Source organism: Rhizobium sp. RHZ02 (genome assembly GCF_014851575.1).
Classification (GTDB): domain Bacteria; phylum Pseudomonadota; class Alphaproteobacteria; order Rhizobiales; family Rhizobiaceae; genus Rhizobium; species Rhizobium altiplani.
This window is the reverse complement of record NZ_JACUZX010000001.1, coordinates 509,437-525,398: the sequence shown is the minus strand read 5'-3', so window position 1 is coordinate 525,398 and position 15,962 is coordinate 509,437. Positions and strand designations below refer to the sequence as shown.

General features: G+C 59.9%; 15 protein-coding genes and 2 pseudogenes. 6 read left to right on the top strand and 11 right to left on the bottom strand.

All coding sequences use genetic code 11. From position 1 onward, the window contains the following. The first annotated feature begins 150 nt into the window (after nucleotides 1-150). Entirely contained in the window at nucleotides 151-1,050 is a 900-nt protein-coding gene (locus IB244_RS02490) for a LysR family transcriptional regulator (protein WP_192303045.1), read from the top strand. 35 nt (nucleotides 1,051-1,085) lie between these two features. Here the strand turns inward: IB244_RS02490 and IB244_RS33055 are convergent, their stop codons facing one another. The 3 genes and pseudogenes from IB244_RS33055 to IB244_RS02480 form a co-directional block, all read right to left on the bottom strand. Beyond that, nucleotides 1,086-1,250 carry a transposase gene (locus tag IB244_RS33055; protein ID WP_409564042.1) on the bottom strand — a complete coding sequence of 55 codons (165 nt, stop codon included), beginning with the start codon at nucleotides 1,248-1,250 and terminating at the stop codon, nucleotides 1,086-1,088. Between the two features lie 161 nt (nucleotides 1,251-1,411). Then, complete coding sequence (locus IB244_RS02485; protein WP_169683516.1) at nucleotides 1,412-2,413, bottom strand: NADP-dependent oxidoreductase; 1,002 nt, start codon at nucleotides 2,411-2,413, stop codon at nucleotides 1,412-1,414. A 58-nt stretch (nucleotides 2,414-2,471) separates the two neighbouring features. Further along, nucleotides 2,472-2,595 (bottom strand): annotated as a pseudogene (locus IB244_RS02480) (short-chain dehydrogenase/reductase); the annotation flags it as partial. Between the two features lie 107 nt (nucleotides 2,596-2,702). Here IB244_RS02480 and IB244_RS02475 point away from each other — a divergent pair. Beyond that, nucleotides 2,703-3,166, top strand: a pseudogene (locus tag IB244_RS02475) (winged helix-turn-helix transcriptional regulator); the annotation flags it as partial. A 144-nt stretch (nucleotides 3,167-3,310) separates the two neighbouring features. On the opposite strand, the gene IB244_RS02470 reads toward IB244_RS02475, so the two are convergent. After that, nucleotides 3,311-4,717, bottom strand: coding sequence for an adenylate/guanylate cyclase domain-containing protein (locus IB244_RS02470; RefSeq protein WP_192303043.1), 1,407 nt, complete (start codon nucleotides 4,715-4,717; stop codon nucleotides 3,311-3,313). A gap of 501 nt (nucleotides 4,718-5,218) precedes the next feature. Here IB244_RS02470 and IB244_RS02465 point away from each other — a divergent pair. After that, nucleotides 5,219-6,472 carry a D-amino acid dehydrogenase gene (locus IB244_RS02465; protein ID WP_169683483.1) on the top strand — a complete coding sequence of 418 codons (1,254 nt, stop codon included), beginning with the start codon at nucleotides 5,219-5,221 and terminating at the stop codon, nucleotides 6,470-6,472. A gap of 83 nt (nucleotides 6,473-6,555) precedes the next feature. Here IB244_RS02465 and IB244_RS02460 read toward each other — a convergent pair whose 3' ends face one another. The 3 genes from IB244_RS02460 to IB244_RS02450 are packed head-to-tail and all read right to left on the bottom strand — an operon-like array spanning nucleotide 6,556 to nucleotide 9,549. Next, entirely contained in the window at nucleotides 6,556-7,197 is a 642-nt protein-coding gene (locus IB244_RS02460) for a ThuA domain-containing protein (RefSeq protein WP_025661301.1), read from the bottom strand. Nucleotides 7,198-7,214: 17 nt separating this feature from the next. Continuing rightward, the gene (locus IB244_RS02455) at nucleotides 7,215-8,315 is read right to left on the bottom strand and encodes a Gfo/Idh/MocA family protein (RefSeq protein ID WP_169683485.1); all 1,101 of its coding nucleotides are present in this window, start codon (nucleotides 8,313-8,315) and stop codon (nucleotides 7,215-7,217) included. A 34-nt stretch (nucleotides 8,316-8,349) separates the two neighbouring features. Beyond that, the gene (locus IB244_RS02450; protein ID WP_192303142.1) at nucleotides 8,350-9,549 is read right to left on the bottom strand and encodes an ROK family transcriptional regulator; all 1,200 of its coding nucleotides are present in this window, start codon (nucleotides 9,547-9,549) and stop codon (nucleotides 8,350-8,352) included. A 215-nt stretch (nucleotides 9,550-9,764) separates the two neighbouring features. On the opposite strand from IB244_RS02450, the gene IB244_RS02445 reads away from it, so the two are divergent. The 3 genes from IB244_RS02445 to IB244_RS02435 all read left to right on the top strand — a co-directional run bounded on the left by IB244_RS02445 (nucleotide 9,765) and on the right by IB244_RS02435 (nucleotide 12,922). After that, a complete protein-coding gene (locus IB244_RS02445) occupies nucleotides 9,765-11,075 on the top strand; it encodes an ABC transporter substrate-binding protein (protein ID WP_192303041.1) in 1,311 nt (436 codons plus the stop codon). Between the two features lie 67 nt (nucleotides 11,076-11,142). Next, nucleotides 11,143-12,081, top strand: coding sequence for a carbohydrate ABC transporter permease (locus IB244_RS02440; RefSeq protein WP_169683491.1), 939 nt, complete (start codon nucleotides 11,143-11,145; stop codon nucleotides 12,079-12,081). Continuing rightward, nucleotides 12,074-12,922: a carbohydrate ABC transporter permease gene (locus IB244_RS02435; RefSeq protein ID WP_169683493.1), complete on the top strand. Its 849-nt coding sequence runs from the start codon at nucleotides 12,074-12,076 to the stop codon at nucleotides 12,920-12,922. Before IB244_RS02440 ends, IB244_RS02435 begins: the two co-directional genes overlap by 8 nt. Nucleotides 12,923-12,934: 12 nt before the next feature. Here IB244_RS02435 and IB244_RS02430 read toward each other — a convergent pair whose 3' ends face one another. Genes IB244_RS02430 through thiM form a run of 4 tightly spaced genes read right to left on the bottom strand, consistent with a single transcriptional unit; the run spans nucleotide 12,935 to nucleotide 15,949 of the window. After that, nucleotides 12,935-13,699 (bottom strand): 3-oxoacyl-ACP reductase, encoded by a 765-nt coding sequence (locus tag IB244_RS02430; protein WP_169683495.1) that lies wholly within the window; start codon nucleotides 13,697-13,699, stop codon nucleotides 12,935-12,937. Next, the gene (gene thiD / locus IB244_RS02425) at nucleotides 13,696-14,517 is read right to left on the bottom strand and encodes a bifunctional hydroxymethylpyrimidine kinase/phosphomethylpyrimidine kinase (protein WP_192303039.1); all 822 of its coding nucleotides are present in this window, start codon (nucleotides 14,515-14,517) and stop codon (nucleotides 13,696-13,698) included. Before thiD ends, IB244_RS02430 begins: the two co-directional genes overlap by 4 nt. Next, nucleotides 14,514-15,149, bottom strand: coding sequence for a thiamine phosphate synthase (thiE, locus tag IB244_RS02420; protein ID WP_169683499.1), 636 nt, complete (start codon nucleotides 15,147-15,149; stop codon nucleotides 14,514-14,516). Before thiE ends, thiD begins: the two co-directional genes overlap by 4 nt. Then, nucleotides 15,146-15,949 carry a hydroxyethylthiazole kinase gene (gene thiM / locus IB244_RS02415; protein ID WP_169683501.1) on the bottom strand — a complete coding sequence of 268 codons (804 nt, stop codon included), beginning with the start codon at nucleotides 15,947-15,949 and terminating at the stop codon, nucleotides 15,146-15,148. Before thiM ends, thiE begins: the two co-directional genes overlap by 4 nt. Nucleotides 15,950-15,962: the final 13 nt, after the last annotated feature.

Here is a 15,962-nt window from a genome sequence, read left to right as displayed (position 1 = left end):
CCGCTAACGGTTATGGAATCCGATCCGGTAAGCAATGATCTCAAACTCGCAAAACAATCATTCTGACCCGGGGTAAAAGATGATTCCAGAATCAGGGTGCCTCTGCGTCCCGCCTCGACCAACCACCGCTGAACTGGAGCTATTTCTTCGATGAAGATATTTCCAGAAAACACGAACATCGGTTTGCGACACCTGAGGGCAGCGCTCACTGTAATGGATGAGGGGTCCTTTACCCGAGCTGCGCTGTTGCTTGGGGTCGTTCCCTCAGCCTTGACCGAAACAATTCGGACACTCGAAGCAGAGTGCCGGACGGCAATTTTTGACCGGAAATCTCGTCCGATACGAGCGACTGAAGCGGGTCAGGAATTCCTGGAGGGCGCACGCGATATTCTCGCTCGTTTTGAGCTTTCGCTCGCAAATGTGCGACAGGTAGGTGGTCTCAAGCGGGGGCGGGTGCTCATAGGCGCTGCGCCATCCGCCGTCCTTACTCCGCTTTCTGAAGCGATCATTAAATTCCGCTCAGATCATCCTGGGATCGACGTCATTGTTCACGACGACGTTGCCGAGCGCCTTGCCAGTCTGGTTGTGGACGAAACGCTTGATTTCGCATTGGCCGGGCCGGGTTTCAAGTCGGCCGAACTGCATGAAGAAAAGATCAGCGAAGATAGATTTGGTCTCGTTTGCCATAAAAGCCATCGCCTGGCCCAGTCTTCAGCTTCGGTCCTTCTGTCCGACATCGATCCAGATGACCTGATAGTCCTCGACGGGCAGGCCGGTATTGCGAGGATGCTCGCGGACTGCGCTGACCTGCCGCAACAGCTGACTGTCGGCCGCATTCAAACATTCAGCACCATCGCCCAGTTGACCTTGATCAGTCGCAACGCTGGCGTAGCCCTGCTGCCACAGCAGGCTGCCGATGTCATCCAAAGTGACGAGATCGTCTTTCGCGAGATCGCTGACCTACACCTGGTGCGCTCGCTCTATCTCTTAACCCGCACTCGCTCGACTTTGCCGCCTGCGGCAAAGCGCTTTATCGCCTACCTCACTTAGCACCTCTCACAGGATAAGCAGGATCTTGCCTAGGTTTAGGACTTACTAATCAGAGCCAGACTGAAGACGCCGAGCCTGCTCCAGCGGATGAAGCGATTGTAAAGCATCGTGCAAGCACCGTATTCCTTTGGCGCGTCGCACCGGCGCAATCCGTTGCGAATGACCAAGATAGTGCCACTTACGATCTTACGGTCATCCACTCACGGAAGGCCGCGTGGAAAGTAGGGCTTTATTCGGCGCATTTGCGCTTGGGATAACAGCATTATATCACTCATTGCAGCCCTCGTTGCACTGCAAGGAATCAATCCCTGGATATTGCTGCAAGTGGCAAATGCCGCTGACCTCTATTCGCCCCCAGACGTCACTTCACAGCGATGACGACCTTCCCCTTCGCACGACCCGTTTCGACATAGTCCAGAGCCTCGTTTGTCCTCTCGAACGGGAAGACCCGGTCCATCACTGGACGTATGTGACCGGCCTCGATCAGGGAGGTGATCTTTCCGAGCTGCCCGCCGTTGGCTGCCATGAAGTGAAACGAATAGCTGATCCCTCGGCGTCTCGATTTTCTCCTGATACCAGAGCTCAGCAAGCGCATGACCTGTTGAAGTAGCCAGCCGGAGCCGTTCTGCCTCGCGAAGTCCGGATCGGGCGGACCGGAAATCGAGAGCAGCTTGCCGCCCGGCTTTAACACAGCAAGGGATTTCTCCAGCGTATCCTTCCCGAGGCTGTTCAGCACGACGTCATAGCCCTGCAGCACTTTCTCGAAGTCACCGTTCTTGTAGTCGACCACGACGTCTGCGCCGAGACTTTTCACAAGAGCGATATTTGCCGAGCTCGTGGTGGTGGTCACATATGCCCCAAGATGCTTGGCAAGCTGGATTGCGATCGTGCCAACGCCGCCCGAGCCGGCATGGATCAGGACCTTCTGCCCCTTCTGCACGTTTGCCCGCTCGACAAGCACCTGCCATGCCGTAAGGGCGACAAGTGGAACGGATGCGGCCTCTTCCATGGTCAGATTGTTCGGCTTCATTGCTACATCGGCCTGGTCCATGGCGATATATTCCGCAAATGTCCCGATGCGATCCTGGGCCGGACGGGCATAGACCTCATCACCGGGTTTAAATTGCCGGACCTTGGCCCCGACCCGGACCACGACGCCCGCGACATCGTTGCCCAAAACCAGTGGAAGGCGGTAGGGCAGGACGAGCTTGAACTCTCCGTCCCTGATCTTGCTGTCCAAAGGGTTTACACCGGCGGCATGGATCTCGACCATGACGTCGTTCTCACGCAATTCCGGCTCGGGACCTTCGCCAAGCCGCAGGGCACCGCCTTTCGCATAGCGATCGATCTGGAATGATTTCATCATACTAACTCTCGTTTCTAGGATGAGCTGGCAGCGCCAGCAGTGCGGCGATGAAGGCTCAATCGCGAAGTTTGTTGAATTTCCGAAGGTTCTTGTCGACGAAGGACTCGGGGCAGGAAGCGGCGGATGAAGCGGACCTGTCTCGCCGCTTTTCCGGCGGTGTAGCGTGGTTTAGGCAATGCCTATTCTGTTTTGCTCATCGGCCTCCGCTTTGATTTTGTCATGGAACATCGATGAACAATCAGTTACTATCAAATTGATATCGAGTCACTACTAAAAAGATATGGACATGAAGAATCTTTCGAACCAGCCCTGCCTGATCGCTCGAAGCCTCGCGCTTGTTGGGGACGCATGGAGCATGCTGATCATGCGCGACGCCCATGCGGGGCTGACCCGCTTCGACGATTTCCGCAAGAGCCTCGGTATCGCGCCGACGATGCTGACGGGGCGACTTTCAGGCCTGACTGATGAGGGGCTGCTGGAGAAGCGACGCTATTCCGACCGTCCGCCAAGGGACGAGTATGTGCTGACGGAAGCCGGCCGCGACTTTCTGCCAGTGCTGTTTGCGATCGGCGCGTGGGGACGCAAGCATCGCGGCGGCGGTAAGGTAACCCGGTTCTTCGACGCCGAGACCGGGACGGAGATCGATCCCGTCACCATCGACCGCGTGACTGGCGCTCCGGTCGGAACACGTCCTATACGTATCGCCGCACCCGAATAGGCCGCCCCGCAGCAGATGAAGCCGCGCCTGACATCTCTGCGAAGCTCGCGTTGAGCGCCTTTTCGACCGCCAATCCTTGCGGCTTGCCGTCGAGCAATTCGTTGCTGGCACGAGCAGCGCTCCCGGAATAGGGCGGAAGCGGATTTCAAGTTCGGATGAGGTCGACAGGGTGAGGCTCAGGACAGCGCGAAGATTCTCACCTCCCTCGCTATGCCCTGAAGTTCCTCCATTCGGGAAACCGACGTGATGCCGGTGTCACGCAGGATTTCTGAAACGTGGGTATCCTTGACAATCGCTTCCGTCGTCATGATCACATTGGGATCAGCAAGGCCCTGTACGCGGGAGGCAATATTGACGGTCTGACCGAAGTAGTCCTGCCTGTCGTTGAGGTTGACTGCGAGACATGGTCCCTCATGGATGCCGATCTTCAGGAGAAGATCGTCGCTGCCGTGCTCGGCATTCAACTGAAGCATCGCCTCGCGCATCCGGAGCGCGGCGGCCACCGCGCGGTCGGGGCTCGGGAAGGTCGCCATGACGGCGTCGCCTATTGTCTTGACGACCGCCCCGGCCTCCGCAGCAACTATCTCGTGAAGGACCCTGAAGTGCGCTCGTACCAGATCGAATGCGGCAAGGTCACCGACGCGCTCATAGAGCGCGGTCGAGCCTCTCAAGTCAGTAAAGAGGAAGGTGAGGCTGGTGATCTTGAGGCGCTGGTCGACGTCAAGAGTGTCGGTCCGATAGATGTCCCGGAAACTCTGGTTCGACAGGAGACGTTTCGCCGTGAGAAAAGCTCGCCTGCGGCCCAGCAGATCGTGTAGCTCGTCCCCTGCAACACAGACGTTCGGTATCACCCTGCGTTCGGTGTGGTTCTCAAGCATGAGGCGCAGTGGGCCAGGACGAAGCGGGACCGTTTCGTTTAGCGCATGCGCCTTACTGATGACCATCGATAGGTTTTGCCGTTCGTCGGTGGGCTCCCCCTTCACGTCGATGAACTGCGCCGCGTGTGTTGCCGGATCGAAGATGATCACGAATTGCGCCGGCAGGTGCAGTGAGACGAAAGCCTTCTCACCCGGAGCCAACTCGATCATCTCCAGTTGGATGCGTGCGAACCTTGCTTCGAAGTCCTCTGGCAGGTCGACTCCGGAACTGAAGAAGATCTGTCGGTAGTATTCAAGGGGCGGAAGCCGATCGGGCTCGTGGGCAGAAATCCTGCGAACCCTCGGACTGACCGTGAACGTCACCTCGACCATTTCGTCGAGGGTTGGTTCATATCCGGCCGCGCAGAGCGCGCACTGGTACGTTTCCTGATCGACTGTTTTCAGAGTTGCACCGGTGTCCAGAACGCCGCCGCAACCTGGGCAAAGGACATTCCAGGTCATGTCGAACGCGCCTATGCGCGCTGCATGCAGAAATGCTGCGATCGTTTTCTCTTCGTCGAGATGATGCGTATCAGCAAAGGCGAGCACATTGATGCGATTAAGATCGCGATCGGACCCATGCGTGACTACGCGCTCGATACAGTCAACCGTCTGCGGGTCAGCCGCCTGTCGCAGGCTGGCAAAAAGCGCGTCCACTTCATTCATGAGACAAGTCTCCGTGTGCGTAATCACAAGGGATAACAACGCCAAGAGCCGAATTGTACCATGGAATTTCCTGATCGAAATCTCGCCATCAATGCGATTGAACCCTCAAGCCTCCGCGACAGCATCGTCTCGAGCGTCAGGCTCACGAACCCGCAGCCGCACGAGCCTGTCTCCGGCAGCAGAGCGGTTCATCAGCGACCTCATCTAGCGCAGTCCGCACAAAACTCTCAGTGATCTGATGAAAATTGCGAAAATACGACCGCAATTGCTTGTTTCCATAACGGATTGAGCGAAACTTCCGTTTGACGAACGATATCCTCACTCAAGGTAAATCGGGACCGATCATGGACAGCAGTACCTTCAACGTGACGCTTGCAACGGACGGATGCGGCGTCCTTTCCATTGACGATGGCGCCCCTGCCGTAAACTGCCGACGGTCTGGAGCGCTGCTGCCATCGCCGCTACATCAGAGCTGACGTCTTTCATTTTCTGGGGTGCACAATGAAGATCACCGTTTTGGGCGCCGGCGTCATCGGCGTCACCACAGCCTACTATCTGGCAAGATCGGGACACGATGTAACGGTGCTGGAACGCCAGAGCGGACCAGCGCTGGAGACGAGCTATGCCAATGCCGGTGAGATCTCGCCGGGTTACGCGTCGCCATGGGCCGCCCCCGGAATACCTCAGAAGGCCATCAAATGGCTCTTCATGAAGCATGCGCCGTTGATCATCAGCCCAACTGTCGATCCGGCCACCTGGGCCTGGGTGATGGCAATGCTGCGCAATTGCACCTCCGCGCGCTATGCCATCAACAAGAGCCGCATGGTTCGCATTGCCGAATACAGCCGCGACTGCCTGATTGAACTGCGCGCTGAGACCGGCATTCCGTATGACGAGCGAACCCAGGGAACCCTGCAGCTCTTTCGCACGCAAAAGCAGCTGGACTCGATCACAAAGGATATCGAGGTTCTTGCAAAGGACGGCGTGCCGTTCGAGGTGCTCGATCCGGCCCAGTGTGTTGCCGCCGAACCCGGGCTTTCGCCGGTGAAGCACAAGATCGTCGGCGGATTGCGTCTTCCCAACGATGAGACCGGTGACTGTTTCAAGTTCACCAATGAACTCGCCAAGCGTGCCGAGGCACTGGGCGTCCATTTCGTCTACGGAACCGATGTCCACAAGCTGCGGATCGACAACAACAGGATCAGCGCGGTGGAAACATCGCGCGGCGTGTTCGATGGCGATGCGGTCGTGGCCGCGTTCGGCAGCTTCACGCCAAGTCTGCTGAAGCCGCTCGGACTGAAGATCCCGATCTACCCGGTGAAGGGATACTCGATCACGGTTCCGATCATCGACGAAAGCCGCGCACCAGTCTCGACGATCATGGACGAGACCTTCAAGATCGCCATCACCCGCCTTGGCGACCGGATCCGGGTTGGCGGCATGGCCGAAATCTCCCGCTTCAACAAGGACTTGCCGACGTCCCGCAAGGCAACGCTCGTGCATTCCGTCGAAGATCTGTTTGGTGGGGCAGGAGACCAGAGCCAGGCGCAGTTCTGGTGCGGCCTACGCCCTATGACGCCCGACGGAACGCCGATCATAGGCAAGACCGTCTACGACAACCTTTACCTCAATTCTGGCCACGGCACGCTTGGCTGGACGATGGCATGCGGCTCCGGCCGAGTGCTGACAGATATCATCAACAGGGCAAGACCGCAGATATCGATCGAGGGTCTCGATCTCAGCCGCTACGGCTGAGTATCCGAAAGGCAGAATTCGTACGCTATCCTGATAAAATACCGGCGCCGCGATGGCAGCGCCGGGGTTTCACGACCGGGTGGTCAGCGTGCCGCCCAGTTGGCACCACGCCTGAAGATGGTCTTCATCTCGGGCACCGAGAATTCCTTGGCCTGGTGGCCAAGCGAGGAATAGAAAACGCGGCCCTTGCCGTATTTGCGTTTCCAGGCGACGGGCATGACGACACCATCGATCCAGTAGGCGTGATCGCCGGTGAACCTCGTCGTGGCCAGCACCTCATTCGAGGGGTCGACGTGCATGTAGTATTGCTCGGACGTGTAGGGGAAGTCGGTAATGCCTTCCATGATCGGGTCGTCCGGGCGAGTGACATTGACGGTGTAGTCGATGATGTTGCCGGGGTGTGCCACCCACTGGCCGCCGATGATGAACTGGTATTCGACGCATTCGCGGAAGCTATCACCAGCGCCGCCGTGGTAGCCGGCAATGCCGACGCCGCCCTCGATCGCGGCCGCGAGGTTCTTGATCTCTTCCTTTTCGATCTTCGACATCGTCACGATCGGCACGACGAGGCTGAGATCATGGACGGACGGATCCGCAAAAGCCTCGGTCGTGTGCTCGACGTAGACCTTGAACCCGTCTTCCTCCAGCATGTCCTTGATGATTGCGGCGCATTCCTGTGGCTCGTGGCCACTCCATCCGCCCCAGACGATCAGTGCTTCACGCATAGTCTTCCTCCTGATGATTACTTGGCCAGTCGCCCGTCGATGAGCGACTGTGACAGCGGCATGGGCCGCTCTGTTTGAGTGGTGATGGCAACCGTGCGCCCGCTCTCGGAGGCAGCATGGAAGGCCTCCATGACCTCGAGGACATGCAGAGCCAGGTCGCCGTTGGCGCGATGCGGCCGGTTCGAGCGGATGGCATGGGCGAGATCCGCAACGCCGATCGAGCGATAATTGCCGTCGCCATAGGGCGCCGTCAGCGGCTGCTGTTCGAAGGCGCCACCTTTCTTCAAAACTTCAACATCGCCTCCGAAGTGATTGGGATCGGGAACGATCAGCGTGCCCTCGGTGCCGTAGATCTCCAGTGGCACATGCTTGTGTCCGGCAACGTCGAAGCTCATTCCGATCTGTACGACCGCACCATTGGCGAACGCCATGAGACCGGCGACATGGGTGGGTACGTGTACCGGAATGTGTTCCCCGTTTCTCGGTTCGCTGGTGATCACGCGCTCCTTTCGCGGCGTGATGGCGAAGCCCGCCACCTGCGCGACCGGTCCGAAAAGGTTGACGAGATCGGTGATGTAGTAGGGGCCCATATCGAGCATCGGTCCGCCGCCGACCTCGTAGTAGAAGGCCGGATTTGGATGCCACCGCTCGTGGCCGGGGCACATGAAAGTTGCTGTGCCGCCGACCGGCTGGCCGATGACACCCTGATCGATGAGGGCACGCGCCGTCTGATGTCCGCCGCCGAGAAACGTGTCGGGAGCCGCACCGATGCGCAGCCCCCTGGCCTTGGCGGCTTCGGCGAGCTTCTTGCCCTCCGCGAAATTGATGCCCAGCGGCTTTTCGGAATAGGCATGCTTGCCGGCCGCAAGCGCCTGCAGGCCGACGGCAACGTGAGCCTTCGGGACCGTCAGATTGACGATGATTTCCACTTTCGGATCAGCGAGAAGCTCATCAATCCTCTTTGCCGGCACGTTGAATTCGCTGGCCTTGGCTTCTGCCAATGCGTGGTTGAGATCGGCCACACCGCGAACCTCAAGGATGGGGAAGGATGCCATCGCTTTCAGATAGGCGCCGGAGATATTGCCGCACCCGATGATGCCGATACCGACTGGTTCCATGATTTCCTCCCGTTGGATGTCGTGATTTTGCTGCTCAGAGCGCTGGACCAGTGGTGTTCCAGGGCGACTCGTAGAGTTCGTAAAGGGCCACCGCAGCAGCTCCTTGCGCCCAGAAGTCGTCCGTCGAATCGTCGAAGACGAGTTCGGCAACGCCCTTCAGCGATGGCGGAACGGCGAGCGCATAGGCGTTGCGCAGGCTGTCGAGAAATGGCTCACCTAGCGCAAGGCTGGAGCCGACGAGGATGACGCGGGGCGGCGCAAACAAGGTGACGATGTTGGCGATCGCAACGCCAACGGCTTCGCCGGCCCGGATGGCCGCGCCAATCAACGTACTGTCCTCGGCCTTGATGAGCGCCTGGGCATGCGTCATGCCGCGTCCAAGCTTGATGGCTTCGGCAAAGCGGCCACTGGCCGGCTGCTCGCCAAGGATTTCGCTTTCGCCAGCCTGGCTCGATAGCCGCACGACCCCGTTGGGTCCTATGCCAAGCACCAGGTCGCCGAGATTGTGGCTGAGGCCGCCAGCACCACGAAACAGCTGATTGTCATGAAGCACGCCGAGACCGAGTGTCTGCTCGAGCGAAATCAATACCATGTCTTCCAGGTCACGGGCCTTGCCGAACCAGTGATGGGCAAGCGTGATCGCATGCGCATCGCTTTCAACGATGGTCGGGGTATCAAGCCTGGTCGTCATCTCGCTTGCAAAATCGACATTCGTGTCGCGAAAGATCGGGCTGCTGCGGATATGGCCGGTTCGGTGCTCGATCACGCCGGGAAGGCCAAGGCAGACGCTATCGACATCCTCGAGCGAAAGGCCGGCATCGACGACGCAGCGGCGCACCCCGTCTTCGACGAGGTCTGCGATCACGCCGATCGGCTGGCGGTCGATGCGGATCGGCAGGGTGATTTTCGACAGCACGTCGCCACGGAAATCGGTCACCACGAACACCAGGCGGTTGGCCGCGATCTTCGCCCCGACGACGCGTGCTGCATCGGGATTGAGCTCCAGCATGACGCGCGGCCTTCCGCGTGCCGCCTCGTTGCGAATATCGCCCTCGTGGCGCGGCAGGATCAGCCCGTCGTCGAGCAAGGAAGCAGTGATCGCCGAAACGGTCGTGGTCGACAACTGCGTGCGTTCGCTGATCTCGACACGCGATATGGGCCCGTGACGCCGGATCGTGTCCAGCACGTTCAAGCGATTGATCGCGCGCATCAATTCGGGATCTGCGGTCTTCATCAGGTCGGCCAGGCTCTTCAATGTTACCGCGGCGTGCGGGCTCATATTTTCAACGGTATGCGAATTAAATAGCGCGCCAGCATCCCCGTCTGTCAAGGCAAATCTGCCCGATTTTAACGAGGGGAGTTGACATTCGCCAAAACCTCCCGATGATTTAATCCGCATAAGGGAAAAATTGAAGAGGACGATTTTTGCCCTTGCTGGAGGAGAAAATCATGTTTGACCATATGAAGGCGAAAGCCTTGCTTCGCAGCCGTTTCATCGCCCGCTCGGCGGCCACGGGACTGGCGCTCCTGATTGCTGCGGGAAGTGCCGCGGCAGACACCACCGTCAAGTGGCTGCACCTTGAGCTCGATCCGAACTATGTCGCGATCTGGCGCAAGATTGCAGACAAATACCAGGCCGAACATCCCGGCGTGAAAATCGAAATGCAGTTCCTGGAAAACGAGGCTTTCAAGGCCAAGCTTCCGACCCTCTTGCAGTCGAGCGATGCGCCGGATTTCTTTTACAGCTGGGGCGGCGGCGTGCTGAAGCAGCAGCTGGCGACCGGAACGCTCATGGACCTGACGGCGGCGATGAACGCAAAGGACGGCGCCTGGGTGAAGAGCTACAACCCGGCCGCGATCAAGGGCCTGTCCTATGATGGCAAGATCGGCGCCGTGCCTTTCAAGATGGGCACCGTCTCCTTCTTCTACAACAAGGCGCTTTTCGCCAAGGCCGGTGTCGATGCCGCCAGCATCAAGTCCTGGGATGACTATCTCAATGCCGTGAAGAAGATCAAGGATGCCGGCATCGTCCCGATTGCGGGCGGCGGTGGCGAGAAATGGCCTCTCCATTTCTACTGGAGCTATCTGGTGATGCGCAACGGTGGCCAGAAGGTCTTCGACGCGGCCAAGACCGGTGAAGGGGAAGGTTTCAACGATCCGGCAATCATCAAGGCCGGAGAGCAGCTTGCCGAGCTCGGCAAACTGGAGCCGTTCCAGCCGGGCTATCTCGGCGCCACCTGGCCGCAGACGCTCGGCGTCTTCGGCGATGGCAAGGCAGCAATGATCCTGGCGTTTGAAAACACCGCGGCCAACCAACGCACGAATGCCGGTGACGGCAAGGGGCTCGATCCGGACAATATCGGCCGCTTTGCGTTTCCGGCCGTGACGGGCGGCGCAGGCGCGGTCACCGACACGCTTGGTGGATTGAATGGCTGGGCCGTGACGAAGAAGGCGCCGCCTGAAACGCTCGACTTCCTCGCCTATCTGACCAACGCCGAAAACGAGCGCGAGATGGCCAAGGCCGGCATGCTCATCCCGGTCGCCGTTGGTGCCGAGGACGGTGTGACCAATCCGCTGTTGCATCAGTCTGCCGAACAGTTGGCGCACTCGACCTGGCATCAGAACTTCTTCGATCAGGATCTCGGCCCCTCGGTCGGCCGTGTCGTCAACGATGTCTCCGTTGCCATAGTCTCCGGGCAGATGAGCCCTGCCGATGGAGCACAGCAGATCCAGGAAGCCTTCGAGCAGGATCAGCTCTGATCAAGACTATCGCGGCGCGGAGAAGCATCCGCGCCGCCCTCAATCTGAATGAGGAGGATCGGCTTTAATGACCACCATCAGCGCGACGAGCGTCATCCGTGCGCGCCCGACTTTAAGATCGTCGGCGCGCAGCAAGGATCCCAGCCTGGCGCGGCGCCTGCCTGTCCTGCTTCTGTTTCTGCCGCCAGCACTGCTGCTGTTCACGATCTTCGTCATCCTGCCGATGGGCGAGGCGGCCTGGTACAGTCTCTACAAGTGGGATGGCTACGGTCTGCCGACACAGTTTGTCGGCATGCGGAATTTCGAGGTCCTGTTCAAGAACAGCGCCTTCATAACAGCATTGAAAAACAATGCCCTGATCATCGTTGTTTCCATTCTGGTTCAGATTCCGCTCGCGATCTGGCTGGCGATGATGCTGGCGCACCGGATCGCCGGTGTGGTTCTCTTCCGCTTGATCTTCTTTCTGCCCTACGTCCTGGCGGAGGTGGCGGCAGGCCTCATCTGGCGCTTCGTCTATGACGGCGACTATGGCTTGTTTGCCTCGGCGGCCCACCTCATTGGCGTCGAGACACCCTATGTTCTGGCAGACAAGGACCTGGCAATCTATGCGGTGCTGGCTGTCGTCGTCTGGAAGTATTTCGGCTTCCACATGATGCTGTTCATCGCCGGGCTGCAGTCGCTCGACAAGAGCGTGCTGGAGGCTGCCGAAATCGATGGCGCGAGCGGCTGGCAACGGTTCCGCTACATCACGCTGCCGCTTCTCGGTTCGACGGTCCGCCTGTCCATCTTCTTTGCCGTCGTCGGCTCGCTGCAGCTCTTCGACCTCATCATGCCGCTGACCGGTGGCGGGCCGTTCAATGCGACGCAGACCATGGTCACCTTCCTGTTCAACTTCGGCGTCACGCGCATGCAGGTCGGCCTCGGCAGCGCCGTCGGCGTCGTCCTTTTCGTCATCTGCGTGACGCTGGCCTTCGGCTACAAACGGATATTCATGCGCAATGACTGACATGGCCTCATCTGCCCGGACCACGACCGGCACGAAGATCTATCTCTATGTTTCGCTGACGCTCATCGCGGCGATCGTGCTGGTTCCCCTGATGACGACGGCACTTGGCGGCTTCAAGGACCTCGGCGACCTCAGAACCAACCCCTTCGGGCTGCCTGCCGCATGGCATCCGGAGAACTATACCGACATTCTCTTCGGAGACCGTTACTGGCGACAGATGATGAATTCGCTGATCATCGCCACCTTGACTGTCTGCCTGACGGTTTCGGTTTCCGCCATGGCTGCCTTCACCTTCGCGCATGTAAAGTTCTTCGGTGCCGGCTTCCTGCTCAATTACTTCCTGATCGGCCTGATGTTTCCGGCCGCGACCGCCATCCTTCCCTTGTTCATCCGGATCCGGGACCTGGGCCTGTTGAATTCCTACTGGGGTGTCGTCCTGCCGCAGGTCGCCTTTGGCCTCGGCATGAGCATTCTCTTGTTCAGGAACTATTTTCGCAACCTTCCGGAAGAATTGTTCCAGGCTGCCATCGTCGACGGCTGTGGCTACATCCGGTTTTTCTGGCACATCTCGCTGCCGCTCTCGCGGCCGATCATTGCAACGGTCAGCATCATCTCCTTTGTCGGCAGCTGGAACAGCTACATCCTGCCGCTGATCATGCTGAATTCGGAGACGATGTATCCCTGGCCGCTCGGCATCATGGTTTATCGCGGCGAGTTCGGCACTGCCTGGCAGCTGGTGCTCGCTTTCATCACGCTGACAATCATGCCAACGATCATCGTCTTCTTCCTGGCGCAGAAGCACATCATCGCCGGCTTGACCGCGGGTGCGGTCAAGTCCTGAGGTGGCTTTGCCTCAGCCGAAGACGAGCCCGCCGTCGACGATGAGGTTCTGCCCGGAAACGGCGCGTGCCCAGGGGCTTGCGAAAAACAGGACCGCATCAGCCATTTCCTCGGGCGTCGTCACTTGCCGGAGCGGGGTGTTTGCCGCAATCAGATCGAAGACCGCATCCGGTGTGGCGCTGCTCGCTTCGGTGGCGCGCAGCAAGCCGCCCGAGACCATGTTGACGGTAATGCCTGATGGGCCAAGCTCTGCGGCCGCCGTGCGGGTCAAGGACAGAAGCGCACCCTTGGCAGCCGTGTAGTCATGGTAGGGCACCACCGGGTTCTGGAAGAGATTGGTGCCGATCGTGATGATCCGCCCAAAACTGGCAGTGGCCATGACCGGGCGGGTGGCCTGGATCACGTTCAAAGCCCCTTTCACGGCGGTATCGAGCTGTGATGTCATTTCACCCCAGGTCAATTGGTCGAGCTTCGATCGGGCGTCTCCGTTGAAGCTGAAGTCGGTCAAGGCATTGTGCACGACTGTCGTCGGCGCACCGAGTGTATCCTTGACCTCGGCCACCATGCGCTTGACGGCCTCGCTGTCGCGGACATCCGCCTGGAAGGTTCGGGCACGATCACCCAATGACGCGGCAAGCGCCTCGGCCTCGATGCGGCTGTTGCGGTAGTTGATTGCGACCTTCGCGCCTTCGCGGGCAAAGGCAGCAGCAATGGCGGCGCCCAGGCCACGCCCGGCCCCGGTGATGATGACGGTCTGTTCGCTGATCGCCAATGTCATCTCGAATGTCCTTCTCTCAACTTCCAAAGCTCATGAAAATGCTGAACCGGCCCGTGCCCGGAACCGACAGAAAGCGTATCCGCCTGCGCGACGGCATGGGCGAGGTAGCTTTTCGCATCCGCCACTGCCTCGGGCAGCGTCGCCCCCTTCGCGAGCTCGGCGGCAAGCGCGCTCGATAGCGTACAGCCGGTGCCATGCGTGTTCGCCGTCGGTATCCGGAGCCCCTCGAACCAGCTCAACCCTGCGGCTGTCGCCAGGACATCCGGGCTCTCCTGGCTTGGCAGATGACCGCCCTTGACCAGCACCGCCTCCGGGCCAAGAGCACGCAGGCTTTGCGCCTGCTCAGCCATGTCCGCGCGGGTATCGGCCGTCGGTCCATGCAGGAGTGCTGCCGCTTCCGGAAGATTGGGAGTAAGCAGCGTCGCAAGCGGCAGCAGCCGTCGGGTGAGGACGTCGACCGCGGACACATCGAGGAGGCTAGCCCCGCCCTTGGCGACCATGACAGGATCAAGAACGACCGGAATGCCCTTGTGGGGTTCGATCGCATCGGCGACAGCGTTGGCGATTTCGGCATTGGCAATCATGCCGATCTTGATTGCATCAACACGGACATCGGCAAACACTGCCTTGATCTGGTCGGCGACGAAGGCAGCCGGAACCAGATGCACACCGCAAACGCCCTGTGTGTTTTGCGCCGTCAGCGCGGTCAGCACTGCCATGCCGTAGACACCGCGGGCAGAGACGGCCTTCAGGTCCGCCTGGATTCCGGCGCCGCCGGAAGGATCGGACCCGGCAATGGAGAGAACGTTTCGGATCATCGGTGAACCTTTCTGATGTTTTCCGCGATCTCGCGAGCCGCCGCCTCAGGGTCACGCGTGCCGCATATCGCAGAGACGACGGCAAGACCGTCAGCCCCAGCAGCAAAGACATCCCCGACATGAGCCGCCTTCAGCCCGCCGATTGCGACTGCGGGAACGGGGCAGATGCGCACGAGGCGAGCAAGGCCAGCAAAACCGGTCGGCTCCTTGTGATCCGCCTTCGTCGATGTCGCAAAGACCGGGCCGATACCCGCGTAGTCGACGATTGCCGGATCGACCCCCGCGGCCAGCGCCTCGGTCTCAACGGAGAGGCCAAGGATCATATCGTCTCCAATCCGCGCGCGGGCAGTTCGCGCATCCATGTCCTCTTGCCCGATGTGCAGACCATCAGCACCAATTGCGACGGCAGCCTCCACGTCATCGTTGACGATGAGCAAGGCACCGGTGCCAGACAAAGCCGCCTTGAGCGCCCGACCTGTTTCGATCATCAGGGGTGTATCGGCATGCTTGTCGCGCAGCTGGACAACGCTCGCTCCGCCAGCAACAGCCGCCCGCGCGGTCTCCACCATGCCGAAGCCGGCACAAAGACCGGGATCGAGGACAAGATAAAGTGAAAGGTCGATGGTCCTCATGCGAAACGCACCCTTGCATGGCGATCGAGGAGCGGGGCGTCAAGCGCTGCAAGCGCATCGAGAAACGCCGGAGAAAACGAACCCGGGCCGTCCGCGCTGCTGGCTGCCATCTCACCGGCAACAGCAAAGGTCGTAAGCGCTGCAACCGTTGCCTCGAACGGCGCGGCAGGCCGGATCGCCGTGAATGCTCCGACGAGGCAGGTCAGTGCGCAGCCGAGCGCGGTCACCTTGGGCATCAAGGCCGACCCGCCTTCAATCCAGGCAGCTCGTTCACCGTCGGTGACGAAATCGACGACGCCGGTTACCGCGACCGTCGCACCGTGTGTCCTCGCAAGCAGCCTGGCGGATTCCTCTGCCTGTTCGACCCCGTCACGACTGTCCACCCCCTGGCCCCGACTTTCGCCACCGGCAAGGGCAATGATCTCGGAGGCGTTGCCACGAATGATGGTTGGACCGAGTTCCAGCAGCCGATCAACGGCCGCCCGGCGGAATAAGGTGGCATAATGGGCAACCGGATCGAGAACCCATGGCTTGCCGGACTGGCTGGCGGCGAGGGCTGCCGCCTCCATGCCGCGCAACCAGGATGACGACAGTGTGCCGATGTTGATTGTCAGTGCGCCTGCGATCGCCGCAAACTCGCCAGCCTCTTCTTCCGCATGCACCATGGCGGGAGACGCGCCGGCGGCCAGAAGCACATTGGCTGCGATGTTCATGGCAACGAAGTTGGTGATGCAGTGCACGAGCGGCGGTTGCGCGCGCAGTTCGCTCAGCAGTATTCCCGGTAAGGTCTGATCTTGCATGGTGCGCCTTTCG